Source organism: Ruegeria sp. CDSA141 (genome assembly GCF_059612005.1).
Map to the genome: position 1 here is coordinate 72,313 of NZ_JBXWPT010000010.1, position 25,353 is coordinate 97,665.

The window sequence follows — 25,353 nt, forward strand, 5'->3', positions numbered from 1 at the left end:
GCAGCGTAATTTGTTTTAATTTACGCTGTGCCGTAAAAGGAGCCACATCATGGACCTCACAGCACGAACGGCCGAGCAGATCGGCGAGGCACTTCGCCGGACGCGCAAAGCGCGCGGCTGGACCCAAAGCGATATCAGTGCGCGCACGAATTTGCGCGTCGCGACGATTTCGTCGCTGGAGAATGGCGACGCGGGAGCCAAGCTCGCCACGGTGCTCGCTGTCATGGCGGCACTTGGACTTGAGTTTCGCTTGGTGGAGCGCGGTGGCTCGCTAGAGATTGAGGATATCTTCTGATGGCGAAACGCGGGCGTAGCGGCACGATGAAGGTGCTTCTGAATGGAAAGCTGGTGGGGGCTTTGGGTCTTGCAGGCTCAGGCGCAATCAGCTTCACCTATGATCCAGACTGGCTGTCGTGGGAACATGCCATGCCCATCTCGTTATCACTGCCTTTGCGCGAAGAGGCGCACCAAGGCGGCCCTGTCATTGCCTACCTCGAAAACCTGCTTCCGGACAATCAGGCGATACGTGAGCGCGTCGCTGCACGGGTGCGTGCGGGCGGCACGGACGCGTGGCACATGCTGGAGAAGATCGGCCGCGATTGTGTGGGGGCCTTGCAGTTCGTTTCGGGTGAGATCCCCGAGGTTGGCGCACTCGAGGGAGAGCCCGTTTCCGAGGCACAGATTGCGGATATGTTACGCAACCTCGCAAGTGCCCCCCTTGGCTTAGACGAGGAAGACGACTTCCGCATTTCTATCGCAGGGGCGCAGGAGAAAACGGCGCTGCTACGCCACGAGGGCGCTTGGATCCGTCCATCGGGGCTCACCCCAACGACCCATATCCTCAAGACGCAGCTTGGCGTTCTGCCCGCAGGGATCGATTTGTCTGACAGCGTCGAGAACGAGTATTTCTGCATGAGTTTTTGCCGTGCCATGGGCATGGATGTGGCTGAAGTCGAGATTGCCGACTTCGAGGACGTGCGGAGCCTTGTTGTGACCCGGTTCGATCGGCGTTGGACCAAGGATGGTCGCTTGATCCGCCTCCCGCAGGAAGACTTTTGCCAAGCGCTCTCAGTTCCACCCAGCCAGAAATACCAAATGGATGGCGGGCCGGGGATCACTGAAGGGATCGGGTTGTTGACTGGTAGTGATGACCCTGAAGCAGATCAGCGTGCCTTCTTCCGCGCGCAGGTGCTGTTTTGGCTCTTGGGAGCGACAGACGGTCACGCCAAGAATTTCAGCATCGCATTGCGCCCCGGAGGTTTCCGCATGACCCCGCTTTATGATGTGCTGAGCGCCCAGAAAGCCGTGGATGACGGTCAAATTCGCCAGAACCGGATGCGCCTCGCGATGGCGGTCGACGGGCACTACCGGATGAACGAGGTCGTGCCGCGTCATTTCCTGCAGGCTGCGAAGGCGGCAGGTTTTGGTGTGGCGCTGGCGGAAGAGGTCTTGTCGAACGTCGCGACAGAGCTTGAACCCGCCCTGGACAAAACACTAGCCGACCTGCCGGATGAGTTTCCACAACCATTGGCGGAAGCCATTGTTGCTGGCGTGCGACGTCGGGCGGCTGCCTTTCATGCCGTATGATCCGCAGATCATATTTACGCTTTATGAAAGGTAGATCATATTGAGCGGCAGGCGTGCCTTCGTGAAGTAACAAGTATGTAGGGCCGGTTTACGCCGCGATTGTGAGATCGCAGGGGCCCTATTCTACTTGATGCATCGGGTTTTCCATATTTGTGGGCGCCAAAGCGGACCTTTAGGTCGATTGCAGAGAATGCCGGGAAAGAGCCCATACCGGAAGTGGCACAGCTATAATACTCGCAAGTGCAGCAAGGCTACCAACAAAGGCGTCAGCCGCGATGCAGAGAGAAAACCGGCCGTTCGTTCACAGCGCAGCGAGTTTTTGGGTGCCGATGTCCAAGTTGCGGACCAAACCATCGTCAGCTGCACCGCAGCACTGGACCTCTAGTTGAGTGTCTAATTTGCTAACAGAGCGGGTATCGTTTTAATCACTGAAGCGGTTTTCAACCCTTGGACATAAGGAACTGTTTCATTGGTGTTCGGATACGGGGTCCGAACTTGCTCCGTAATCAGGATGAAATTTGGTTGCCTAAGGAACATTTCCTTCAACTCCCAACCCGAATACAGCGGGCTAGGTCGGGCCCTACTGAAAGTTTAAGCCCGCGTGTGCCAAGTGAAAATTCTTAGCCCGAAATCTCGACCTCACGAACAAATGGCCAAAGCTACAGCACAGGCGCGAACAGGCGGGCAATCGGGGCACCTACACGGATGCCCAAGGGTTGTTCGGCAAGGGTCTTGTTCAGCATCCAAGCTCGATGAAAGTCATTCTCAAGCATAGCAGCAGTTGCGGCCGCAGGACGGGAATCAAAGAAAGTTGCCATAGCCTCAAAATTCAACCGAAACGACCTATTGTCCAGGTTTGTCGTGCCAATGGCGGCAAAGTCGTCATCCACCAAAACCACTTTCTGATGCATGAAACCCGGTTTGTAACGCCAGACCTGCACTCCCGCCTCACGTATCTCATCAAAATAGGCAAACGCCGCCAGCCAAGGAATCTTGTGGTCTATTACCTCGGGCACAAGAATGCGCACATCTACGCCGCGCAGTGCAGCATGCTTCATCGCTGTCAGTACGTCGGTATCAGGAACGAAGTATGGCGATGCAATCCAGACTCTGTGTTTGGCTGCAGTGATGGCCGAGAAGAAGAAGAGCGCGCCAGTTTCCATTTCGTCACCGGGGCCGGTCGCAACAATCATTGCCGTCATGTCTTCGGTCGCATGAGGAGCTTCCCAATTCAGATCGTTAATAAGCACCTCATTGGTAGCCCAATGCCAGTCTTCGCCAAAAACCAGCTGTAGTTGAGACACAACTGGGCCCTTCAACTGGGCGTGAGTATCGCGCCAATCACCAAATTTCGGGTTAAGTCCCATGTATTCGTCGCCGACGTTCAGGCCGCCGGTGAATCCGACTTTTCCATCAACGATAACGGTCTTTCGATGATTGCGCAGATTGATGTGAAACCGGTTCTTGGGGCCTCGTGTTTTTTTGGGATCCACGACGTGTACACCAGCTTCCAGCAGGCGTTGATAGTAAGCTCTGGGCAGTTTGGCGCTGCCGACAGCATCAAACATAAGCCGTACGACGACGCCACGCGCCGCAGCGGCAATCAAGTGTTCTTGGAGGGCTTGTCCCAGCGCGTCATCGTTAATGATATAGAACTGAACGAGGACATAGGTTTCAGCAGCGTCAATGGCACAGAATATTGCGTCAAATGTGGCTTTCCCATCAACAAGCAATATCATGTTGTTACCACGAGCCGTGGGCATTTCTGATATTTTTTCAAAGGGTTGAACTGAAAGCTCAGGTGTTTTCACAGGCGCGTTGGCCATTTGGTAAGTCCGAAGACCTTCAATGACTTCTTCGCTATCGCGCCGGGCGATCAAATAGTTTTTGAATTTGTGGTGCCCCAAAAACAGGTACAGCGGCACGCCTAGGTATGGTGCAGTGATCAGGAACACGACCCACCCAACAGCGCCTTGGGATGTTCGGGCAGACGAGACGGCGCGCCAGGCGAACCAGAAGGCAACAATTTCCAGAAAAATCAGCGCCAGTATGATAATATTTGAGCCCATTGATATTCCTAATTTTCGGTTGTTTAAGCGGTCCTTGTTAACGGCTCCGGCTGCGTATTCGACCATTTGCACGGACTAATTGACAACAGATGAGGTCCATCTGCAAGGCAGCCCCTGAACATGGCTTTGCCGAAACTCGATAGTATGTGACCTTTCCCTGATCTTTGGCAGCAGACCCGTCCATGTTTCATTGTGTCGGCAAGTCATGGGTTACCATGAAGATAGACTCCTGAGTAGCTTCCGAAATCCGAATTCTCGGCTGGTGCGGAAAGACGTGAGAAAATCGCCTGTATCAATCTAGACTTTCGGCGTGCTAGTCGAAGCCGAAGGTCTAGGTTGAGAGGATCCGTAAAATGACGGCACGGCAAGCGGCGGGGGCACTCTGGACGGCTTTGGTCTGGTTCGATGCAAAGAACGGCTGGTCAAGAAGCAGTCATATTGCCATGTCCATGATGCTGGCCCTCTTTCCGTTTACAATCTTTGCGCTGTCGTTGACACAGGCGGCGTCGGTAGATTTTTCGACTTTGGATATAGTTGAGTTCATCTATGGGACATGGCCTGACAGCATCGCTGAACCCATCGTCAAAGAGGTGCGGGCCGTGTTGCAAGACAGCAGCGTCAAGGCGATGACCATTGGCGGCCTATTGGCGGTTTTCTTCGCCTCTAATGGGGTCGATGCAGTGCGCCAAGCCCTCACGGATGCGTATCGTGAGCACGATCCGCGGCCCCTTTGGAAATCGCGCGCATTGTGTGTCGTATTCGTTTTGAGCGGCTCAGCAATTTTGACCGTGGCCGCGGTTTTGACGTTTGCGGTACCTATTTATATCGATACTGTTGACCGCGGCGGGGAAGGCGAGGGAACCTATGATATCTTACGGCTGGGTGTCTCTTTTGGCTTGTTGATTTTTTCGGTCTTTGCCTGTCATTTATGGCTTCCTGGTCGCCATCACACACTGAAGCAGGTTTATCCGGGGGTTGTCCTAACGGTGGCACTTTGGATTTCTGCCGGAAAGGTATTTGCGATGTATGTCGCAAATTTTTCGTCTTACAGCGTCACCTATGCCGGCTTGGCCGGAGTAATGTCAGCCCTTGTATTCATGAACCTGATGGCGGTGATCTTTGTGATTGGAGCTGAGTTTAATGGCCGACTTATTGCAATAAAAGAGTCCGACGCAGAGGCGTGACAGGGCGAGAAAAGTGTATTGGGTTTCGGCGGATGGATTTTGTTCATCATGAACTGGCATTGCAGGCGTGAACGAACGTCGAAGCTTGGGGGAGCGCTGTCTTAGGAAAAAACTTTGCTCTTTGCATACGTCGAAGGCGCACAGCCTTCCCAGACAACGAACGCTTCCGAAAAACTCTGCCGATGCTCGAAACCAATTGCATTTGCCGTATCATCAATGCTGGCCCCAGAGGTCAGCAAGCGGCAGGCCTCTTTGTGGCGTTCAATCTTTTGGATATCTCTAAATGCAGTACCTTCATTTTTTAACTGAATCTGAAGAGTCCGAGGGCCTACTCCAAGTACCTGTGCGGTGTCAGACAGCGACCATGGCGCAATGCCAAATGACGCCTTGATCAAACCGGCGACTAGGTCTGCCCTGTTCACTTGAGGTGCTTGCATAAGTTTCTTGCCACGCAGATAGCGCGAAAGGATATCCGCTCGAACGCTGTCTGAACGGTGCATTTTCGCCCGAAGCAAGTCTTCGTGAAATTCGATATAGCCCTGATTTGAGTCTCTGACTGACTCAACTGCTGAATTATTCTGAAAATGCTCCGAAGAGGCGCCAGGATAAGCCACCGTGATCTGCGGATCGACTTCGCCGAGGGCCATCAGGACAACTTTTGTAAGCAGCCCTATTGTATACTGGATGTCCTGCTTGCCATCATGAGAATTCAACAACGTAAAGTACCAGATACGGCATTTCCCACGATACGTTCTGATCACGAGTTCGGAGTTGTTCTGAAAATAGCGAAGCGCCGTCGTAGCGGTTTGCAAGGCCTCCCAAAGCGTATCCGATGAGACGATTGCTCTGCCAAAAACGCCCAGTTCGCCCACATCCTGTTCAAGGCTGACGTGGAGAAAAAAGTCATTGTCTTCCGCCGAGCGAATAACGTCACTGATGCCTTTCAGATATTCATCGGCTCCGATGATCTGTTCCGCATCCGTAGGCAAACCGAGTGATCGAAGTATCCGTGCGAAGTGTCGCGGGTCTCCGGCAAGAATTGCTGCTGGCCCGTGAAACGCACCTGCTCTGATGGCAAAATCGTTGGTTTCTTCTGACATGCAAAGCCTCATTCAGCTGTCTGGTTCACACCTTGCTCTTATAATGCTCCAATTTGTCAAGGTCTTGGCAATGGTGTCTCGAAACCGACGGTTCGTTCGTCAGCCCTCACTCAAGGCATGAACAAAGCGACGCAAATGTTTCAAGAGGCAGTGTTCGAATATTAGTTTGTTAGATTCGCATTTTCCGACAAAGCGAAGTTTTCCATCACTTAAGTTCCACATGGTTCTTGGAGCAGATCAACTCAAATGTCGCGAAGTTTGGGTGTGAATGGCGCGGAACATCGAGATCATTTTGGAGGAAACATGCGACCTATTCTTTATTCGACAAAGACGGCGGTGACGGCGGTAATGTCAGCTGTCGCGCTCTTTGCTGCGGGCCCAGCGTTCGCTCAAGACAAGCCAAACATCCTAGTAATCTGGGGTGATGACATCGGTGTCCACAATATCAGCGCCTACAACCATGGGATCATGGGCTACAAGACTCCGAACATCGACCGCATAGCAAATGAAGGCGCGATGTTCACAGATGCGTATGCTCAACAGTCTTGCACCGCCGGGCGCGCCGCCTTCATGACCGGCCAACATCCTTTTCGCACTGGGCTACTGACGATCGGCATGCCCGGATCCGAGCACGGGATTCCAGATTGGACACCCACAATTGGCGATGTGATGAAAGAGCATGGCTACATGACTGCTCAACACGGCAAGAACCACTTTGGCGACCAGGATCGCCACCTGCCAACCAACCATGGCTTCGACGAGTTCTTTGGCAATCTGTACCACTTGAATGCCGAGGAAGAACCCGAAAGCTATTATTATCCCAAAGACCCTGCGTTCAGAGAGACGTTTGGTCCACGTGGCGTGATCAAGTCGACTGCTGATGGGAAAGTCGAAGATACAGGCCCAATGACGCGCAAGCGTATGGAAACAGCTGATGACGAATTTCTTGCGGCTTCCGTTGACTTCATCAAGCGAGCAAACGAACAAGAAAAGCCGTTTTTCCTATGGCATAATTCAACGCGAATGCATGTCTGGACCCATCTGAAAGATGAAGCTGTAGGGCGCACAGGCATTGGCCTCTACCCAGATGGCATGGCTGAGCATGATGACCAAGTGGGCGTTCTGCTCGATCTGCTGGATGAGCTTGGTATCGCGGAAAACACAATTATCATGTACTCGACCGATAACGGCGCCGAGACGATTTCCTGGCCTGATGGTGGTACGACGCCATTCCACGGTGAAAAGGGAACAACCTGGGAAGGTGGATTCCGCGTCCCGCTTATCGTGAAGTGGCCCGGCCTTATCGAGCCCGGAGAAAAGTTTAACGAGATTGTCAGCCATGAAGACTGGATGCCGACCTTTGCCACAGCGATTGGAGAGACCACGCTGGTTGAGGACCTCAAAGAGGGAAAAACGTTCAACGGCAAAGACTTCCGCGTCCATCTGGATGGTCATGATCTGACTGAATACCTGTCTGGTGAAACAGACGAGAGCCCACGTGACTCGATCTTCTATTTTGATCAGGGCGCAAATCTGAACGCCGTCCGTGTTCAGGACTTCAAGGCGCACTTTGCAACACTTGAAGGCGGAATCAACACCGCAGTTCGGCAGGTCCCTGCTTGGCCTCTCGTGGTTAATCTAAAGGCCGACCCGTACGAAAAGGCCGTGCATGAATCCGAGATGTATCTGCGTTGGTATGCCGAGAACACGATGTGGATCTTCGTCCCTATCCAAGCGAAAATCAAAGAGTTCCTTCTTTCGCTCAAGGGCTACCCATTCCAGCAAGGTTCAAGCTTGTCGGCAGCCGGGATCAACTATGACTTCCTGACCAAAGTGCAGGCACTTCAACGTCTGGAAAACCTGGAAACCATCATGCCCGGTGCTCGGCAATAACGCGGTCAAACATTGAGCCGCTGGGAGCTTTGCTCGTGAAGATGAACTTTTCCCAGCGCTCACACAACTTGGAGCCGCGTGCCTGGCATGCGGCTTCGGGAAGCGAAACTTAACTCAATCTGAGGAATGAACTTATGAGCGATTTAGTAGTCATCGTATTTGAAGGTCGTCACACAGCAGACGAAGCGCTTTTGCGCCTGCAAAAAATGAGCATGGACTGGGAAGTCGACCTCGACGAAGTCGTTGTGATGACCCGCGATCAAAACGGGGTCGTGCGCACCCGAAACTCCGACACATTGACCGCAGCGGGTTTTCTGGGCGGGACATCGCTTGGCGCTCTGACCGGTACCCTGATCGGGGCTATGGCTGGTAACCCGGCTGCAGGTTTTGTTGCGGGATCGGCTGTAGGTGCCGGTTCCGGGACGCTGGCAGGAATGCTGGATCAGGCAGACGAAGAAGACGCGCTAGCGGCCCGTGTTGGTGCAAAGATGAAGCCTGACTCGTCGGCATTGGCCGTGATCGGTTGGTCGAACCGGCCGACGAAACTGCTGAGCGAATTGGAAGGCATGAAGGGCGAGGTCATCGAGACGTCCTTGTCTGTCAGCGATGAAAACGAGCTTCGCGCAGCCCTGTCCTGAAGCTGACCAAGTTGATTGGAGAGGCCGGCGGCCGGAGCATCTTGCCGCCGGAAAATCAAAGTTCAAAAATCGAGAACGGAAAAAGTGAAATGAAAGAGCTTCTGACAACCGCGGCGATCTTGTGCGCATTCGCATTTGGAGCCCCTATGCCTGCATCCGCACAGTCTGCACCCCATGTGGCGGGTGGAGTAGTTGTTGAGTACAACAATCTGGACATCGCTGTGGTTGCTTCCGGCTGGAGTGTTGTCCAGCTTTTGCGCGGCGATGTTTACAATGCTGGCGGTGATTTTGTGGGCTATGTTCATGATGCGCTGGTTTTGCCGGATGGTGATACGACCTTCGTGATCGTCAATGTTGCCGGCTTTCTGAACATCGGCGAAAAGCTGATTGCGTTGCCTGCCGGCGCTTTCGAGATCAACGCTGATGGCGATCTACTGTTGCCCAACGCGACAAAAGACAACCTGAAAAGCTTGCCGCGGTTTTACTACGCACGAAACTAGGACCTCAAACCGCAGTTGTCTTTACAGCACAACCGCCCGGCATGTCTGAACATGCCGGGCGATCGGTTGGAAGGTGGGTCCAAGTCGCCTTCTGACCAACCAAAACAAAAAGGCTCCGCTTATTGTTTAAAACTAAGCGCACCGAAATCAAAGGACCAAGAGAATGAGTGATATAAAGATTAGCGCATCTGGAGATGTACAAACAAGCTGGGGTTGGTTTCTTGCTTTGGGCATTTTGATGATAATCGGTGGGGTAAGTGCGGTCTTTGCTCCTTTCCTAGTCTCCGTGATTGTCGAACAGATCGTAGGCATCTCTTTTGTTGCAGGTGGCGCCCTGATGCTGGTCCAAATGTTTACCACTAAGGACGGATGGAATGCCCGGATGATCTACCTGATACTGGGGCTGTTCACTACCATGGCCGGTGCATTGCTTTTGTTTCGACCGCTCGAAGGCCTTGTGGCCATAACACTGATTTTGATTGCTGGCGTTTTCGTCAGCGGCTTGATCCGTATCGCAATGGGTATCGCGGCACGCCCGGAAACTGGGTCTGGCTGGGTGATATTCGGCGGAATCCTGTCCGTTCTGGTTTCAGGTTATCTCATGATGAATTATCCCGAAATCAGTGTTGCTCTGCTTGGGTTAATGGCCGGATTTTCATTGATTGGCGAGGGCGCCGGATACGTCCGATTTGCCTACGGTCTTAAGAGCAATGCGGCGAGAGCAACTTAAGCATCCGTGGGGCAACTTAATGTCTTTAAAATCCCGCTCTAAAACGCAGCTCTTTTTTCAAGGGGATAGCATGGTCGGCATCTTTTCAAAACTTGCTGTCGGGGGCACAATTGCCGTTGGCATTGTGTTCTCGTTCGCAACTTCGGCAACTGCCACAGAAAAACCCCAGCTGGTGCTCCAGATAACGGTAGATCAGTTGCGCGGTGACCTGATTGACAGATATCGGACACATGTTGGCGAAGGCGGGTTTCGATATCTGATGCAAAACGGGGTCATTTTTTCAAATGCCCATCATCGCCATGCTAACACCGAAACCATTGTCGGTCATACAACATTGTCCACTGGCACGGACCCGGCAATCCACGGCATGGTTGCCAACCTGTGGTTCGATCGAAAAACAGGCACCCCGTTCTACAATGTTCAAGACATCGAGTATCCACTTGTAGGGGCAGCAGGGATCGATGCAGCTAATGAGATTGACCCGACGCAACGCGCTGCGACAACTGACGGGCGGTCTCCGCGCAATATCATCAGTTCAACGATATCTGACGAAATTGCCATTCATTTTGGTCCGGCTTCCAAAATCTTTGGCGTGTCGGTCAAGGATCGCGGTGCCATTGCAATGGCGGGTCACGCAGGGCAGGCTTATTGGTTTTCGAAAGCCGAAGGCAGATTTGTCACCAGCACGTTTTATCGCGACGACTATCCGGCTTGGATCGCGGACTGGGAGGCGCAAGGCAAAGTGGCGTTGTACGCAAATCAGGACTGGACCCTGTTGCGGGATCGTGAGCTTTACGCTTTTGCTGATCACGACGATCAAGCATGGGAAACCGAATTGCCGGGTTTTGGTCGCACATTTCCCCATAACTGGGGCCCTGACGATAACAAGTATTTCACTACATTCCTAACTCTCAGCCCGGCAGGGGACGAGATCACGGTCGACTTCGCAAAAACGCTGATGGATGCCGAACAGATCGGAACAGACAGTGTGACGGACTATTTGTCGATCAGTCTTTCCTCGACGGACTATGTTGGTCATGTTTTTGGTCCTTCCAGTCTGGAAGCGGAGGACAACTTTGCCCGTCTGGACCGAAGCATTTCCGATCTGTTGGCGCATGTGGATAACACAGTTGGGCTGGACAAAACCCTGATTGTCTTGTCGGCGGATCACGGCGCACCCGAACACCCGGATTATCTCGCGACAGTCGGTATCGAGGCCGGGTTGTTTGACTTTCAGCGTGTGGACACCGAACCGGGGTTTGTACGCTTGCAGCTGGATTTCGGAGCTTCCCGCGATCTCATCCAGAATTTTTCAAATCCCTATCTTTATCTGAATCAGGAATTGATTGGCCAAAGGGGGCTTGATCCAACTGCCGTTGAACTGGCGATTGCCGAGGAGCTTCAGAAGTTACCCGGAATTGCCTATGCGGTCGGCAGCTCTGCATTGCGCAGCGGATCAGTCCCGCGCACCAAGATCACAGAAGCTGTTTTGGCGAACTTTCATCCTGACAGGTCCGGTGACATCTATGTAGTGTTTGAACCACACTGGTTTGTCGCCGATTTCGACGGATTAACGGTTGCGTCGGCACATGGCTCACCTTGGGCCTATGACACCCACGTCCCCCTGATATTTTCCGGCCCAGGCATTACGCCGGGGACAATTGTACGCCGCGTCGAGACGGTTGATGTCGCGCCAACGCTAGCGGCTTATCTAGGCACCAAACCTCCTTCGGGGACCACCGGCGTGCCACTGCCCGAGGTGATGCCACAATGATTGGAATACTCGGATGACAATAGATTCTCGTTCCCTTTGGAGACTGACCATGAAGATGTTCCATATTTTGTCCTTGGTTTGTGCAGTGTCTGTATGCCTGTTCAACACGCAGGCCCAAGCACAATCAGATGCCGCTTCAGATGCAGCTCAGGCGAACAACCCACTGGCCGACATCACTGCTTTTAACATCCAGAATTACTATATCAACGAATTGACCGGACCGGGGGATTTCGATGCAAACCAGTTTGTCTTGAGATACGCCAAGCCAGTTCAAATCGGTAATAGCAACTGGCTGGTCCGAGCATCGCTCCCCTTCAATAGTTTCCCTGTTGGTGATGGCGGATCGACGGAAAGCGGGATCGGTGACTTCGATATTTTTGCTGCATATCAAATCAACACTGGTGATCCCGCTGTCAGCTTTGCTATAGGTCCACAGGTCGTTGCTCCTACTGCAACCGAAGACCGTCTGGGATCGGAACAATGGCAGCTCGGTCTCGCGAATGTTTATTTCAACGCTCGTTCGGCAAAGGTGCAATATGGCTACCTTTTGACATGGCGCGGTGGAGTGGGTGACACAAATGGTCGCGAGCGCGTCAGTCTCGGCGCATTTCAACCATTCGTCTTTTACCAGCTTGGTGACGGCTGGTACACGGGCGGTGCGCCTATCTGGTCCTACAACTTCAAAAACGATAACTATTCTGTCCCGGTGGGCATTCGCTTGGGCAAAGTCTTCAAGAAGAACAAGACCGTTTACAACGTGTTCGTCGAACCGCAGTGGTCGGTGAGCGATAGCGGTAGCGGGCTGCCGAAACAGCAAATCTACTTTGCCGTTAATATGCAGTTCAAATGACACCTAATCCTCAATCAGAAAAATAAATGGAGAACTAAGTTGGACAAATTTGTAGCGGTTGTCTTTGACACCGAGGAAGCCGCCTTTAAAGGTGCAGAGGCAATGCGTGCTCTTCATCAAAACGGAGAGCTTGCTGTCTTTGCAGCGGGTGTGATCACAAAAGATGCAGACGGAGAAGTTGAACTGAAATCGAGCGCAGATGAAGGCCCAATCGGGACTGCATTTGGATTAATGTTGGGAGCTATGGTCGGGGTTTTGGCTGGTCCTGTGGCAGTTGCATCGGGCGCCGCACTTGCCGGTTCTGCGGCAGCAGCATCAGCCGCCGCGAGTGGCATGGCTGTTGGCGGCATGACTGGCGGGCTCTTTGGTGCATACCGGGATCTTTGGGTTTCGGGGATGGACGCCGTAATGCTGGACAATATCAGCACAGAACTTCTACCAGGAAAATCCTGTGTTGTCGCTTCAGTTGACGAAGTTTGGACTACGCCGATGGACACAAAGATGAGCGAGTTTGGTGGAACTGTTTTCCGAAAGTTGCGAGCTGATGCAGTTGACGACGAAATGGCAGCGGAAATGGACGCACTGGATCGCGAATGGGACGCGATGGAGGAAGAATGGCAGGCCGCAAGTGACGAAAGAAAAGCTGCTTTCAAAGAAAAGATGGACGGCATTAAGTCCAAAATGAAAGAAAGTGGTGAAAAGATCGACACTCGCATGGAAGAGCTCGATCAGGAGTTTGAAGCCCGGCTCGAAGCCATCGAAGAGCAGATTGAACGAGCCTCTGATACAACGAAGGCCAAGTTTGAAAAACGCAAAGCTGAGATCAAGGCAGATTGGCAAGAGCGCAAAAACAAACTCGCAGCCTCTTTGCGCAAGGCAGCGGCCAAGATTGAGGCCTGATTGCTCGAATAAACACAGCTTGTACGGGCGAACGCTGTCGCCTGTACAAGCTGCATTATGGATTCTGGAGCAGTCCACCAATCCACCAGAACACAGCATCCAAGCGGGGCCTCGGTTTTGGATACTTGACGTAGCGCAGTGTGCCTCGGATTGTGGTTACTAGGTGCTGACAGCCAGTGTTGTCGCAACTGGCGATTTGATCTTCAAGTTTGGTCGGCGCCGATGAGAAACGCAGAAAAGTTTGAAATTCATCGTGGGAGTTCTTCGTCATGGCAACCAAAATGGAGTTGGAAGCGGAGCTTGAGCGCCTGCGCGCACAAAACGAAACGTTACGTTCGGAGACCAGCGATTCACCCACGATGGATGTGGCGGATGATCCTCCGGGCGAAACAGATGCGATCAGTGATCTGAAACAGCTTCTGGACGAGCACGGCATCGATGGTGAAAATATTGATGCCTTGCGCACGCAGTTGACGGATGAATTCACAAAGCTTCAAAAGGAGTATCCAATAGCGGTCCTCCTGAGCATCTTCGTCCTTGGGTTTGTTGCTGGCCGGACGTTTAAGTAGGATAGAATGCATGAATAGAATTAGCAGAAATCTAACCACAATCTATCGCACAGAACGGCTGATAACACGCCGTCGTATCGCAGTAGTCCAACAACAAACGGTCTTGATGGCACTTGCTGGATTGGCGGCACTAGCTGGACTTATCTTATTGAATATCACGTTCTACTTTGTCCTTACCAAGTGGCTTTCCCCAGCAGTTGCTGCTGGCACGCTTGCTGTCGTCAATCTTGCACTCGCCGGGTTGCTTGCATCAGTGGCCGGACGCATGAGTGTGGATGACGAGATCGCGCCAGCGATCGAAGTGCGGGATATGGCAATAACCGATCTCGAAGCAGAACTCGAAGGAATGACACTGGAAGCACGCCAGACGGTTAATGCAATCAAAGGACTGGGATCTAATCCGCTTGGTTCCGCTGCAGCGCTTTTGGTGCCGGTCTTGACGGCCGCATTGAAAAAGAAGGGCTGACACGCGAAAGCTTTTCAGCGGCGGAATGTCTGTAATTTTTCCTTCTTGGGGACAGGCTAAATCAGCTCGTATCTGTTTTGGGATTGGCGCCGGGTGACGGTTCAGACTTGCGTTGTCTGGCTTCTTTCCGCTCGAGCAACTCTTGTTTCATCAACGCAAGCTCTTCTTCTGTTTCAGAATGGGGCTGTCTCGTACCAGCATCAGAGCTTACGCTTTTGCGGCTCGACGGCCGTGCGACAGAATGCGGTGTATCATCGACTTTCACATTTTGTTCCTTTGGCAACACACCGTCGCTTGAGAGCAATCTGGCAAAGGGTTGCAAGCCCGGAATTTCCGAACAGACAATCATAATGACGACTGTCAGTGGCACGGCGATAAATGCTCCAATTCCACCCCACATAAGGCTCCAGAAGGTGAGCGCCACCATGACAACGAAGGTGCTCAAGTTAAGGGATTTTCCCTGTAGCTTTGGTTGCACGATGTTTCCAATAATAGCGTCACCGCCGCCGTATACTGCAACAACGGTCAAAGCCGGTACGATAGATTCAAACTGAAGAAGAGCCACCGTCGTCGGGAATAATACGGCGAGGAATGAACCAATGCTGGGAATGAAGTTGAGGAAAAAAACCAATAGAGCTAACGGAAGCGCGAAATCGACTCCCAAAACCGTCATAACGATAAAAGCCAGTGTACCGCTCATCGCGCTGGTGGATGCATTAATCCACATATATTGTCGGACGCCGATTGAAATCGACCTTAGGATATTTTCGACCTGCCTGGCACTATCCGGCGTTGCACAAAGCCTTGGAAGTTTTTCAGCGAACGCGCCTCGGTCACCCAACATAAATGCGACGTAGAGCAGGATCAGCCCAATATTCCCAATTGCGCCAGCAGTTGACGCCGCAAATCCTGTTAGCCAACTTTCGATGTCGATAGACAGAATGGATTTTTCGATCGCGGCGGCTCGTTCTGCTCCAACGAAAGCGTCAAATTGAGTTTCCAGCGACTGCAAGCGCTCTGTGTATCTGGGTCCGGCATCTGCGACCGCCGCAGCTTGGTTTGATAAAACGTAACCAAAACCCACAAGCAAAAGGAACAAACCGGCCGTCACCCCAATGTAGGCCGCCCAGCGAGGTATATCCCGCCCGAAAAATGTTGCAGAGTTCAAACGTTCGATCAGCGCGATATTGAGGATAAAAAGCAATGTGGCCAAAGCGAGTGGGATCAGGAAATCGCGGCCAAACCAAAGCAATCCAACTATGATGGGAAATGAGACGATGGTCAAAAACCATGTAGGAACAGCCGACGTGTTTGATGTATTTTTGCCCATAATTTTTTCGTTGGTCATCCGATATGCCTCGTCTTCTGAAGTCGTTGCCGTATCGTTTGACCGGTAATTACACTACTTTACACTGTACTACCCATGTTTCAAAGGACCAACTAAAAAGGCTCCCAGGCCCCTCATTCCCAAAAAAGTGTGCGTGTCGTTTGTATTCAGCCGTCGCTCACATGGTCGTGGGTGCGTGGCAGAACATAAAGTAGTGTAAACGGTGCAGGTGGCTTTTCGCGGCGAAGGCAAGATTGCCCGACGTGACTCACGTCGCTGCAAGCCTTCATTGCCACAAGGAGGGGCCGCAGTTGTTTGACTTCTATAGGTTTTGCGGACAACGTCGCACATGGATTTAATTAACGAAGGGACAAACGAATGATCGACGTAACCGAGATTGTGAAAGAGCTTAAACAACGCCGCGATGAGCTCAAACTGCAGCTTCATCTTGCTTCGAAAGAAGCCGAAGACGAATGGGAAGAACTTCAGGCCGAGTGGGACAAGTTTCTATCTCGATCAGAGTTTGACAAGTCAGCCGAAGAAGTAGGTGAATCTGCCCGCCAGTTGGGGCTAAAAATGAAAGCCGCATACGACAAAATGAAAACAACCTAGGTTCAAGCCCGTTTTACTGACTGGTTTTGCAAGCCGTCAACCAAAGACGCCAGCTCTAGGAATTGGGATCAAATGTGTTGTCCTGTAGCCCTTGGCTTTCCATGCTGGCGTCTATTTTCACTGTTTGGGTAGGATAGGCGAGTGTCGTGCCCGCATTGCGAGTTATGCTTAGAATCGCTAACGTTAAGCGTTCAGTGACTTGCAGATACTCTTGATAGTTTGGTCCCCGTGTCAAAACGTAAATCAGGATATCAATTGAGCTCGGCCCGAAATCGCTGACAAAGATATGCTTGGGCGCATCATCCCCAAGTTCAAAGTCCCCAGACGTCCGGTGATGATGTCGTATCCCATCCCGCACTGCCTCAATCTGCGACTGGGTGGCAGACAGCTGAAGGGGCACTTTCAGCATGATACGCCTGTGTTTCAGCGCAGAGTAGTTCAGAACAATTGAGTTCGACAAATCAGAGTTGGGGATATGTCGCGGGATTTGATCAAAGCCCACAACCAGTGTTGAGCGTAAATCAATCCTTCTTACAGTGCCAACAAACTGCCCCTCCACCTGAATAGCATCGCCCGTCTCAAAACGTTTCTCGCTGATATTCGTCATGCCTGCGACAAGGTTGCGGAGCAAATCCTGCGTTGCAATGGCCAGTCCAGCGCCCAGAACGCCAACACCGGTGAGCGCTCCTGAGATATCAATCTGCCAGACTTTCAGAAGCGATGTCAGGCCAAACAATATGACTGCAAATTGAGTTACTCTTTCAACCCAATCTGTTTCGCTGGCAACCAGACTGGAGGTGTCATCGCGCAATAACGACGCAAAAGGGCCGCTGAGGCGGTACCAAGCGCCAAAGACAGTAACAATGGCAACTGAGCTCAAAACCCTGGTTAGAAAGAGCCCCGTTTCATCGGTGGGAAAGGCTAGGCGGATAGCTACGTAAACCGCAAGAGTAACGAACAGAATTTCGGCGGCGGATTTTAGTTGTGCCTCCACATCGTCCGAAAGATTTACTCCAAACCGGGCCAGAAGTGCTTTGAAACCTACCAAACTTAACGCGGATAATGGTTTGCGTATCAAGAAGACCAAAGCAATGCCGATCAACGACCAAACCACTGAGCCCATATCCAAATAACCCAATGATTGCTTAAATGACTTGACCGTCGTCTCAAGGAACGCGTGAACCGGGCCTACTTCCGTCTCCACTTATCAACTCTCCCGATTTAAGCTCTGGGATTAACAATGCGATTTTTGACTACCATTGACCAGAGTTCGGCTTTACAAACATCGCCTAGGGTGATGTTTTCGAGGAGAATGCCCTTGTTTTTTATGGTTTATCTGCCAATTGCAGGCATTTTGTTCACGACGTCTATACATTGCCGTCTTCGACTGGCAATCACAAATATAGAATGGCTGACAGATTCCCGGTTTACGTGGCTTTGACGCGAGCATTTAGGATATTTAGTAGTAAGAACCGTCGCATTTTTTCGCGCTAAAACCAAGCCAGAGAGCGATGAATACAAGTTCAGACTAAGAGGATGGCGGCGTCGGCCTTCAAACCATGAACTCATCATGCTTTCGCCAACACCAATTGTCTGCTTCCCACCTAAACGTCCCACGGTTGTTGAATTTGCATCTGAAACCAAGAGTTCTTTCCAATCCTTCGCCTTAGTAAGCATGGCAGTCTAGTTTGTGCCGGAAACGACCGTTGAAACTGCAACAACGAAAGTCTGAAAAGTCCCGCTTAGCGGTCGCTAAAACAGAGTGCCGAGAACGGCAGCTAACAGTGCCGGCACACGCGCATTTGACCATTGTCTGGCCTATCTGCGGACGCCTCGGGCGGCTTCGGGATTTTCGGCCAGAAAACCGCGCAGAACCGCAAAGAGCTCTGTTGCATGCTGCAAGTCATCTCTGTGCAACGCGGCGCGAATATCGTCGCAAATCATCTCATGCACCTTCTGGGGCCCGTGATGCGTATGCATCAAGTATTCGCCCATAAGAGCAGCATCGTATTTTGTGATATGCTCATGTTCAGCTAGCGCTTCAATCTCGACCCGCGTCAGCGCAGACATGTCTTCAATATCTTCGATCGCAATCATGTATCACCCTCCCAAGCCATCTCATGCTACCGGTTTGGTGCTTTGATGCATTGATTTGGCTCAATCACGTAAAGGCGTTAGTTAGATGCCAATCATCATTGAGATATCGAACTTGATACTCGCATGCGGGAGCATTCCAGGGTCTCGTGAATACTAGCCACAGCTTCTGATGACTACTTCGTCCGCATACCTGACATTAGACTGTCTCTCGCTCAACGGCAGCGATGCTGAGAAACTGCTTAAGAAGTCTGTGTCTTGGTTTCTTGATTGTCCTCTCAAGATAAGGCAGTCGCCTCGATTTTTTCGCCAACGCGCTTGCGTTGAGGATACTAGCCACAGGGGTGGCTCAGCGCTGTTGTTTCAAATATCCGTGTTTGAAATTCGCGTATAGCTTCTGGAATTCGGCTAAGTACCTGAAATTAAATGGAGGCGAGTACCGGAATCGAACCGGTGTACACGGATTTGCAATCCGCTGCGTCACCACTCCGCCAACTCGCCTTTTCAAGTAAAATCAAATACTTGCCGTGGTGTGCGTGGGGTTTTAGCAGCTTTCCGAAGGGGCGTCCAGAGGATTGCGCGCAATTTTGACGTATGGATTCAAAATTTACCAAAGCCCGCGACGGCAAACGCGCAGGCGCAGGCGAGTTGCGTCAACAGGGCCGTTGCTGGCCGCTTCAGGATGTGGCACAAGCCGGGTAACTTTGGGAATGACACGAGAGATCCTATGACAGATTTCGCAGCCCGGCGCCGCACTATGGTTGACACGCAAATCCGACCTTCGGATGTTACAAAGTTCCCGATCATTGAGGCGATGCTGAATGTCCCGCGCGAAAACTTCGTACCTGATGCGCAGCGTGAGGCTGCTTATGTCGACGGCGTAATCGATCTGGGTAATGGGCGCTGTATGCTAGAGCCGAGAACGTTGGCTAAAATGCTGGACGCGCTTAACATTTCAAACGATGAGATGGTTCTCGATATCGCTCCGGCGACGGGGTATTCCACGGCGGTTGCCGCGCGTATGGCCCAATTGGTTGTGGGTGTGGAAAGCGACGACTCGCTGGCGTCCGAGGCGCAAAGCCTACTGGCTGAGGCGGATGTGGACAACGCCATCATCCACGTCGGTCCGTTGGAACAGGGCGCGGCTGAGCATGGTCCTTACGATGCAATTATGGTGCAGGGCGGTGTCGAACGGGTTCCCGAGGTCCTGCTGGATCAGCTCAAGGAACACGGCCGGATCGCTTGCCTGTTTGTAGAAGGCAGTGTTGGGACTGTGCGGATCGGTCGAAAGGCCGGTGGCCGCGTCAGCTGGCGGGATACCTTCAACGCCAGTGCACCGATACTAGAGAGTTTTTCGGCGGAGTGTGCATTTTCGCTATAGTTCGCCGATAGATTTTTCTGGCGCCTTGAATAGTTGAAAAGAAGACCGCAAACTGCCTTCAGGGCAGTGTAATTTCGTTTTGAGAGGATTTCGGTATGCGTGGTTCAGCGACAGGCAAGCTGGTCAGGGCATTCGCAGTGACCGCAGGACTTGCCATCAGCGTTATGCCAGGGCGTCCGGTGTGGGCTGACAACATAACAGACGCCTTCATCGGCGCATATAACACGAGTGGCTTGTTGGAACAGAACCGGGCGCTGCTGCGAGCGGCAGATGAAGACGTGGCGATCGCACTTGCTGCATTGCGGCCGATCATCAACTGGACCGTACAGATCAGCCAGGACTATACCCGGTCAAGGACCAGCAATGTGGTCACGACGACCGAGCCGTCCCGGTTTTTCACCGGGCTGGGACTGACCCAGCTTCTGTATGATGGCGGTGCTTCGGTTCTGGGCAAGCAATCGGCGCAGGAAACGGTTCTGTCGACACGGCAAACCCTGATCGACATTGAACAACAGGTGCTTATCCGCGCTGCGAACGCGTATCTGGGCGTGCTGCTACAGGAAGAGACAGTCGCAATTCGCCAGAACAACGTGGATGTTTCGGCGGAAGAACTTCGCGCATCGAATGATCGCTTCGAAGTCGGCGAAGTGACGCGCACGGACGTTGCGCTTTCCGAGGCGCAGTTGGCAAGCTCGCAGGCAGATCTTGCGGTTGCACGTGGTGAATTGAGCATTGCGCAAGCTGAATATGTCAACGCGGTTGGCAAGGCGCCAGGGCGGACGGCTGGTCAACCAAGTCTGCCCAATCTGCCGCGGAGCGAGGCAGAGGCGATTAGTCTCGCGCAACGCAACCACCCGGCGATTCTGTCGGCGCAGCATCAGGTCCGGGCCTTTGATTTGATTGTGCAGCAACAGCGGGCCAACCTTGGGCCGAATGTCAGCTTGAACGCCGATGCGGGCGTGCGGGAAAGCTATGACAACAACGACTATGTAAATGACGCAACCGTTTCGCTGGACTTTACACAGCCGATTTACGCCGGTGGCCGGTTGGCCGCCAATGTGCGGCGCGCTATGGCAAACCGGGATGCGTCTCGTGCGAACCTACTCAATGTACAGAAGAACATCACGCAGGGTGTAACGGACCGGTATGCGGCTTTTCAGGCGGCCAGTGCCAGCCTCAGGGCATCTACGGAACGGGTTCGCGCCTCGCAAGTCGCATTTGACGGCATCCGGGAAGAAGCGACCTTAGGCGCCCGGACTACGTTGGATGTGTTGAATGCTCAGCAGGATTTGCTGGACGCGCAGTTGGCAGAAGTGGCATCCCGCACGGAACGATCCCGAGCAGCATATCAGCTATTGCAGGCGCAAGGTCTTTTGACGGCAGAACGTCTGGGGTTGGCGGTTCAGATCTATGATCCGACTTTGTACTACAATCTGGTCAAAAAAGCCCCCGCGCGTGTCAGCAAACAGAGCAAGGATCTGGATCGAGTCCTCAAAGCGTTGCGTCGGGACTAACCGGCAATACTATTTGTTGTAGGGCTCGGATTGTTTGGCTACACTCGATCCAACGATAGAGCGGTAGAGAACAATGTCTGATAATGTCGTGAAAGCAGGGATCGAAGACGTTCTGTCTTCGGTCAAACGTCTGGTCAGTGAAGATAGTCGTGGTAAACCCGCCCCGGATCAACAGGGTGCAACGCGTAAGCCGGGGCGTCTGGTGTTGACGGACGCGCTCCGCATCAGCAAACCCGCTCAGCCCGAGGTCATATCAGCCAAGCCGACCCCTGATGTTGCCGACTCGGCCAAGCCGATGCTGCTGCGCACCTGCGACATTGTCAGGGCAGGGGATCCGGCCAACACTTCGGATGACGAGGTGGAGGCAAAAGCTGCAAAATCCGGCTCATCTGATGACCCTGCGATCAGTCTGAGCGCCAAAATCGAAGCACTGGAAGCGGCAATCGCGCAAACCGAGGATCAATGGGAGCCGGATGGCGACAGCGGTGATGCTTATTCGGGTACACCGACTCAATCCCTGCCGTGGAATGTCGAAGAAGAGTTTGCCGCCGCAAGGTCCATCGTTCTGACTGACGAAGAAGATGCAGGCGATCCGCGGCCTGAGGCCGATACGGCCCAACACGTTGAGTTCATCCGATCCGCACAACCGGTTGAGGCCGATCCTGCCGCTGATGTGGCAGAAGACGTCGCGACAATGGACTTGGATGAAGAGACATTGCGCGACCTGATCGCGGAAGTTGTACGTCAGGAGCTGCAAGGTGCAATGGGTGAGCGGATCACGCGAAACGTGCGCAAGATGGTCCGACGGGAAATCGCTCGCGCGCTGAGCGCGAAAGATCTGGGATAAGATTCAGCCACGCTGCGATGGCTGAGCCAGACTTAGCAGCAGGTCAAGATTCATGTGGCGTTCCAGATGATCCGCAAGATCGTTCAGCGCCTGCTCTACACCGTCTTCGTAAGCAATGTCCGACGTCACGCCCAGCGTTGACAAGTAGCGGGCGCGAAATGCGTCTGACGAGAAAATGCCATGCAGATAGCTGCCTTTGACCCGGCCGTTGCTGCTGGCCGCACCTTCTGGTCTGCCTTCGACTTCCAGCCAGGCGCGGGCGCGGTCCGGGCCGTCGGTGTGACCCATGTGGATTTCGTACCCGCTAACCGGTTCCAGGTCGGGCAGGGCATGGGCCGAACGCAGAATGACCTGTTTCTGGCCGCCCATGACGGTATCGACGTTCAACAATCCCAATCCATCAATCTTGCCTGGCCGGCCATCCACGCCATCGGGATCGGAAATGGTTTTGCCCAGCATCTGATAGCCACCGCACAACCCCAGGACATGTCCGCCCCGGCGAACATGGGCATAGAGGTCGATATCCCAGCCCTGTGCCCGGAAATAGGTCAGGTCTCCGATTGTGGATTTGCTTCCGGGCAGCAGAACCAGATCGGCGTCGCCGGGAAGGGGGCGTCCGCCAGGGATGATCTCGACACTTACGCCGGGTTCGGCGGACAACGGATCGAGATCGTCGAAATTCGCCATTCGCTCAAGCTGAGGCACAACGACCTTGCTCACGCCGCCGGTATGGGAACGGATGTCCATCATGTCCTCGGCGGGCAGTTTCCATGCGTCGTGAAACCATGGCACGACTCCCAGACAAGGCCATCCGGTGCGTGCGGAGATGTCTTCGCGCCCTTCGTCAAACAGGGACACATCCCCTTTGAAACGATTGACCGCAAAACCCTTGATCTGCGCCCGGTCTCCTTCGTCCAGCACGGCCTGAGTGCCAACGATCTGCGCAATCACCCCGCCCCGATGAATGTCCCCGACCAGAACCACTGGTATCTCCGCGGCACAGGCAAACCCCATATTGGCGATGTCACCCTTGCGCAGGTTGGTCTCAGCCGGGCTGCCAGCGCCCTCGATCAGAACCAGATCAGCGTCGGCGCAGAGCCTGTCAAAGCTTTCCAGCGCTGCTCCCAATAGCTTGGATTTGTCCTTGCGGTAATCTCCGGCCTTTATCGTGCCAGCGCGCTGCCCCTGAACGATGATCTGCGCGCCGGTATCGGTTTCAGGTTTCAGCAGAATAGGGTTCATGTCCGTGTGGGGTGTCCGCCGTGCCGCACGGGCCTGAAGGGCCTGCGCGCGGCCAATTTCGCCCCCGTTTTCGGTGACGGCAGCGTTGTTCGACATGTTTTGCGGTTTGAACGGCGCGACCCGAAGCCCCCGACGCGTGTAGGCGCGCGCCAGCCCGGCCACCAGAACTGATTTTCCGACATTGCTGCCGGTGCCTTGAATCATGATGGCGCGAACCATGTTTTGTCTCCTATATGTCAGGGCGCAGATGATCTGATTTGAGCCGAAAGGGAAAGCCCCGGATGAACACGCCAGCGCATCTTTTGATCGGGGCTGCCGCGTTTGCCCGGCCGCCGCAAGGACGTATCCTTTGGGCTGCGCTCCTGGGAGCGTTAATGCCGGACATGTCCCTGTATGTGATGGCGGGCGTGTCCCTTTTTGTTCTGGGCATTCCCGAACAGGTGGTCTTTGGGCAGCTCTACTTTTCCCCGGCCTGGCAGACCGTATTCGCCATAGACAATTCCTTTATCCTCTGGGGGTTGGCATTCCTGCTGGCAGTCTGGAGAGGTTGGCATGTTCTGGCTGTCGGTGCAGCGGCGGGTCTGTTGCATCTTGCGACAGATTTTCTGCTTCATGCGGGCGACGGACGGCCACAGCTCTGGCCTGTCAGCGACTGGGTGTTCCACAGCCCTGTCAGCTATTGGGACAGCGACCATCATGCCTTGTGGGTGGTGCCGGTGTCAGCCTTTGTCTGTCTGGCTGCATATGTTTTGCTGTGGCAGCGTGGATTGCCGGTTTGGGGCAAAGCCCTGTTCGCGACTATGCTGGCGGCTGAATTCTGGGTGGTGCGGCAATGGCTGTTGTTCTTTTGATCCAACAGCTTCACGCCTGACGATCAGGCATAGAAAAACGCGCTCTGATAGGCAGAGCGCGTTTGTTCAATCCAAATCCGCCCTGGTTCAGGCAGCTTCGGCCTGCTGTGCAGCGTTGCGGCGTTCGCTCTCTTCACGCGACAGGGCAACCGACGTGCGGACACCGCGCCCAACGAATTCCATCAATCCGCTGACAACCCGTTCGTTCGGGTCAATTCCTGCGCAGGATAGCACTTCGCGCCCATCGCGCGAACGCGCCCAGCGGGCGATTTGTTCGGGGCCATTGCCGTATTTCTTGTCATCGGCGATAGCATCATCAAGTGCAGCCAACACAACGGCCGCGAAAAGTTTGCGCGCACGATTGCCTTGCTCATTGTTAAAGGCAGTGCCGTCAACGAAATCTCTCATCTCGTTTTCCTTGTTGTTCTTGCTCTTGCATTTTCGGCGTGAGGGTCCTTATGACCGATTAGGTGCGATTCGGATACAGCTAAAATGCATAGTTGCGTTGCGTCACTTGCATGGCTTGCTGCAAGTGCAGCACTAGGTGTCGTTGTCTTGTCAGGTGTGGTCCCGCCAGATATAGGGACCGCAACTGATGCATCAACCGTTTGTGAAGGATTTATGTAATGCCCAAGATAAATGGGAACGAAATTCGCCCCGGCAATGTGCTTGAGCATAACGACGGCCTTTGGGCAGCGGTCAAGGTTGACCATGTAAAGCCGGGCAAGGGCGGGGCTTTTGCACAGGTGGAACTGCGCAACCTGCGCAATGGCTCGAAGCTGAACGAACGCTTCCGCTCTGCGGACAAGGTCGAACGCGTGCGTCTGGAGCAAAAGGATCAGCAGTTCCTGTACGAATCCGACGGGATGCTGGTGTTCATGGATTCTGAAACCTACGAACAGATTGAATTACCTGCAGAATTGCTGGGAGAACGCCGCCCGTTTCTGCAAGATGGCATGACCATTGTTGTCGAGTTCTACGAAAGCGAGGCGCTGAACGCGACGCTGCCGCAGAAAGTGACTTGCAAAATCGTCGAGACCGAGCCGGTGGTAAAAGGTCAAACTGCGGCGAACTCGTTCAAGCCCGCGGTGCTGGACAATGGCGTGAAAGTCATGGTTCCACCCTTCGTCGGTCAGGACGAAATGATCGTCGTGAACACTGAAACTATGGAATATTCCGAACGCGCGTGACGTTTCGTCACGTTTCGCATCAGACCGCGCAGGCA

The 25,353-nt window shown here is 53.4% G+C and carries 25 protein-coding genes and 1 tRNA gene; 18 read left to right on the top strand and 8 right to left on the bottom strand.

Annotated elements, in window-relative coordinates; translation table 11 throughout:
- Positions 1-49: 49 nt before the first annotated feature.
- Positions 50-295, top strand: coding sequence for a helix-turn-helix domain-containing protein (locus AC2FLP_RS14660; RefSeq protein WP_025059995.1), 246 nt, complete (start codon positions 50-52; stop codon positions 293-295).
- On the top strand, positions 295-1,587 hold the full coding sequence (locus AC2FLP_RS14665) for a type II toxin-antitoxin system HipA family toxin (protein ID WP_496684580.1): 1,293 nt from the start codon (positions 295-297) through the stop codon (positions 1,585-1,587). The genes AC2FLP_RS14660 and AC2FLP_RS14665 overlap by 1 nt, the downstream gene beginning before the upstream one ends.
- Before the next feature lie 659 nt (positions 1,588-2,246).
- Here the strand turns inward: AC2FLP_RS14665 and cls are convergent.
- Entirely contained in the window at positions 2,247-3,656 is a 1,410-nt protein-coding gene (cls, locus tag AC2FLP_RS14670) for a cardiolipin synthase (protein WP_282027683.1), read from the bottom strand.
- Positions 3,657-4,009: 353 nt separating this feature from the next.
- Between cls and AC2FLP_RS14675 the strand changes: the two genes are divergently transcribed.
- Positions 4,010-4,840 carry a YihY/virulence factor BrkB family protein gene (locus tag AC2FLP_RS14675; protein WP_496684584.1) on the top strand — a complete coding sequence of 277 codons (831 nt, stop codon included), beginning with the start codon at positions 4,010-4,012 and terminating at the stop codon, positions 4,838-4,840.
- A 101-nt stretch (positions 4,841-4,941) separates the two neighbouring features.
- Here the strand turns inward: AC2FLP_RS14675 and AC2FLP_RS14680 are convergent, their stop codons facing one another.
- Positions 4,942-5,940 (bottom strand): AraC family transcriptional regulator, encoded by a 999-nt coding sequence (locus AC2FLP_RS14680; RefSeq protein WP_281994388.1) that lies wholly within the window; start codon positions 5,938-5,940, stop codon positions 4,942-4,944.
- A 303-nt stretch (positions 5,941-6,243) separates the two neighbouring features.
- On the opposite strand from AC2FLP_RS14680, the gene AC2FLP_RS14685 reads away from it, so the two are divergent.
- The 9 genes from AC2FLP_RS14685 (at position 6,244) to AC2FLP_RS14725 (ending at position 14,260) form a co-directional block, all read left to right on the top strand.
- A complete protein-coding gene (locus tag AC2FLP_RS14685) occupies positions 6,244-7,833 on the top strand; it encodes an arylsulfatase (RefSeq protein ID WP_281994389.1) in 1,590 nt (529 codons plus the stop codon).
- A 134-nt stretch (positions 7,834-7,967) separates the two neighbouring features.
- Positions 7,968-8,471, top strand: a complete 504-nt coding sequence (locus tag AC2FLP_RS14690; RefSeq protein ID WP_281971833.1) for a DUF1269 domain-containing protein — start codon at positions 7,968-7,970, stop codon at positions 8,469-8,471.
- 89 nt (positions 8,472-8,560) lie between these two features.
- The gene (locus AC2FLP_RS14695) at positions 8,561-8,971 is read left to right on the top strand and encodes a PRC-barrel domain-containing protein (RefSeq protein ID WP_496684589.1); all 411 of its coding nucleotides are present in this window, start codon (positions 8,561-8,563) and stop codon (positions 8,969-8,971) included.
- Between the two features lie 163 nt (positions 8,972-9,134).
- Positions 9,135-9,701, top strand: coding sequence for an HdeD family acid-resistance protein (locus AC2FLP_RS14700; RefSeq protein WP_281971835.1), 567 nt, complete (start codon positions 9,135-9,137; stop codon positions 9,699-9,701).
- Positions 9,702-9,771: 70 nt separating this feature from the next.
- Positions 9,772-11,475: an alkaline phosphatase family protein gene (locus tag AC2FLP_RS14705; protein ID WP_496684593.1), complete on the top strand. Its 1,704-nt coding sequence runs from the start codon at positions 9,772-9,774 to the stop codon at positions 11,473-11,475.
- Positions 11,476-11,524: 49 nt separating this feature from the next.
- The gene (locus AC2FLP_RS14710) at positions 11,525-12,325 is read left to right on the top strand and encodes a transporter (protein ID WP_281971837.1); all 801 of its coding nucleotides are present in this window, start codon (positions 11,525-11,527) and stop codon (positions 12,323-12,325) included.
- Positions 12,326-12,364: 39 nt separating this feature from the next.
- Positions 12,365-13,225 (top strand): DUF1269 domain-containing protein, encoded by an 861-nt coding sequence (locus tag AC2FLP_RS14715; RefSeq protein WP_281971838.1) that lies wholly within the window; start codon positions 12,365-12,367, stop codon positions 13,223-13,225.
- A 269-nt stretch (positions 13,226-13,494) separates the two neighbouring features.
- Positions 13,495-13,794, top strand: a complete 300-nt coding sequence (locus tag AC2FLP_RS14720; RefSeq protein ID WP_281971839.1) for a hypothetical protein — start codon at positions 13,495-13,497, stop codon at positions 13,792-13,794.
- A 10-nt stretch (positions 13,795-13,804) separates the two neighbouring features.
- Positions 13,805-14,260 carry a hypothetical protein gene (locus tag AC2FLP_RS14725; RefSeq protein WP_281971840.1) on the top strand — a complete coding sequence of 152 codons (456 nt, stop codon included), beginning with the start codon at positions 13,805-13,807 and terminating at the stop codon, positions 14,258-14,260.
- Between the two features lie 61 nt (positions 14,261-14,321).
- Here AC2FLP_RS14725 and AC2FLP_RS14730 read toward each other — a convergent pair whose 3' ends face one another.
- Positions 14,322-15,608, bottom strand: a complete 1,287-nt coding sequence (locus AC2FLP_RS14730) for an AI-2E family transporter (protein WP_281971841.1) — start codon at positions 15,606-15,608, stop codon at positions 14,322-14,324.
- A gap of 357 nt (positions 15,609-15,965) precedes the next feature.
- Here AC2FLP_RS14730 and AC2FLP_RS14735 point away from each other — a divergent pair, with 357 nt between their 5' ends.
- Positions 15,966-16,199 carry a hypothetical protein gene (locus tag AC2FLP_RS14735; RefSeq protein ID WP_281971842.1) on the top strand — a complete coding sequence of 78 codons (234 nt, stop codon included), beginning with the start codon at positions 15,966-15,968 and terminating at the stop codon, positions 16,197-16,199.
- Positions 16,200-16,254: 55 nt separating this feature from the next.
- On the opposite strand, the gene AC2FLP_RS14740 is transcribed toward AC2FLP_RS14735, so the two are convergent.
- The 3 genes from AC2FLP_RS14740 to AC2FLP_RS14750 all read right to left on the bottom strand — a co-directional run bounded on the left by AC2FLP_RS14740 (position 16,255) and on the right by AC2FLP_RS14750 (position 18,794).
- A complete protein-coding gene (locus AC2FLP_RS14740; protein WP_281971843.1) occupies positions 16,255-17,403 on the bottom strand; it encodes a mechanosensitive ion channel family protein in 1,149 nt (382 codons plus the stop codon).
- 614 nt (positions 17,404-18,017) lie between these two features.
- The gene (locus AC2FLP_RS14745) at positions 18,018-18,296 is read right to left on the bottom strand and encodes a hypothetical protein (RefSeq protein WP_281971844.1); all 279 of its coding nucleotides are present in this window, start codon (positions 18,294-18,296) and stop codon (positions 18,018-18,020) included.
- Positions 18,297-18,720: 424 nt separating this feature from the next.
- Positions 18,721-18,794 (bottom strand) — tRNA-Cys (locus tag AC2FLP_RS14750).
- Positions 18,795-19,020: 226 nt separating this feature from the next.
- On the opposite strand from AC2FLP_RS14750, the gene AC2FLP_RS14755 reads away from it, so the two are divergent.
- The 3 genes from AC2FLP_RS14755 to AC2FLP_RS14765 all read left to right on the top strand — a co-directional run bounded on the left by AC2FLP_RS14755 (position 19,021) and on the right by AC2FLP_RS14765 (position 22,035).
- Complete coding sequence (locus AC2FLP_RS14755; protein ID WP_496684601.1) at positions 19,021-19,674, top strand: protein-L-isoaspartate O-methyltransferase family protein; 654 nt, start codon at positions 19,021-19,023, stop codon at positions 19,672-19,674.
- Positions 19,675-19,769: 95 nt separating this feature from the next.
- On the top strand, positions 19,770-21,188 hold the full coding sequence (locus AC2FLP_RS14760) for a TolC family outer membrane protein (protein WP_299895765.1): 1,419 nt from the start codon (positions 19,770-19,772) through the stop codon (positions 21,186-21,188).
- Between the two features lie 73 nt (positions 21,189-21,261).
- On the top strand, positions 21,262-22,035 hold the full coding sequence (locus tag AC2FLP_RS14765) for a hypothetical protein (RefSeq protein ID WP_299895768.1): 774 nt from the start codon (positions 21,262-21,264) through the stop codon (positions 22,033-22,035).
- 3 nt (positions 22,036-22,038) lie between these two features.
- On the opposite strand, the gene AC2FLP_RS14770 is transcribed toward AC2FLP_RS14765, so the two are convergent.
- A complete protein-coding gene (locus tag AC2FLP_RS14770) occupies positions 22,039-23,496 on the bottom strand; it encodes a cobyric acid synthase (protein WP_496684604.1) in 1,458 nt (485 codons plus the stop codon).
- Between the two features lie 62 nt (positions 23,497-23,558).
- Here AC2FLP_RS14770 and AC2FLP_RS14775 point away from each other — a divergent pair, with 62 nt between their 5' ends.
- Positions 23,559-24,128: a cobalamin biosynthesis protein CobQ gene (locus tag AC2FLP_RS14775; protein ID WP_299895773.1), complete on the top strand. Its 570-nt coding sequence runs from the start codon at positions 23,559-23,561 to the stop codon at positions 24,126-24,128.
- Positions 24,129-24,215: 87 nt separating this feature from the next.
- On the opposite strand, the gene AC2FLP_RS14780 is transcribed toward AC2FLP_RS14775, so the two are convergent.
- Complete coding sequence (locus AC2FLP_RS14780) at positions 24,216-24,536, bottom strand: DUF6280 family protein (protein WP_037310273.1); 321 nt, start codon at positions 24,534-24,536, stop codon at positions 24,216-24,218.
- 218 nt (positions 24,537-24,754) lie between these two features.
- Between AC2FLP_RS14780 and efp the strand changes: the two genes are divergently transcribed.
- Positions 24,755-25,318 carry an elongation factor P gene (efp, locus tag AC2FLP_RS14785; RefSeq protein ID WP_299635772.1) on the top strand — a complete coding sequence of 188 codons (564 nt, stop codon included), beginning with the start codon at positions 24,755-24,757 and terminating at the stop codon, positions 25,316-25,318.
- Positions 25,319-25,353: the final 35 nt, after the last annotated feature.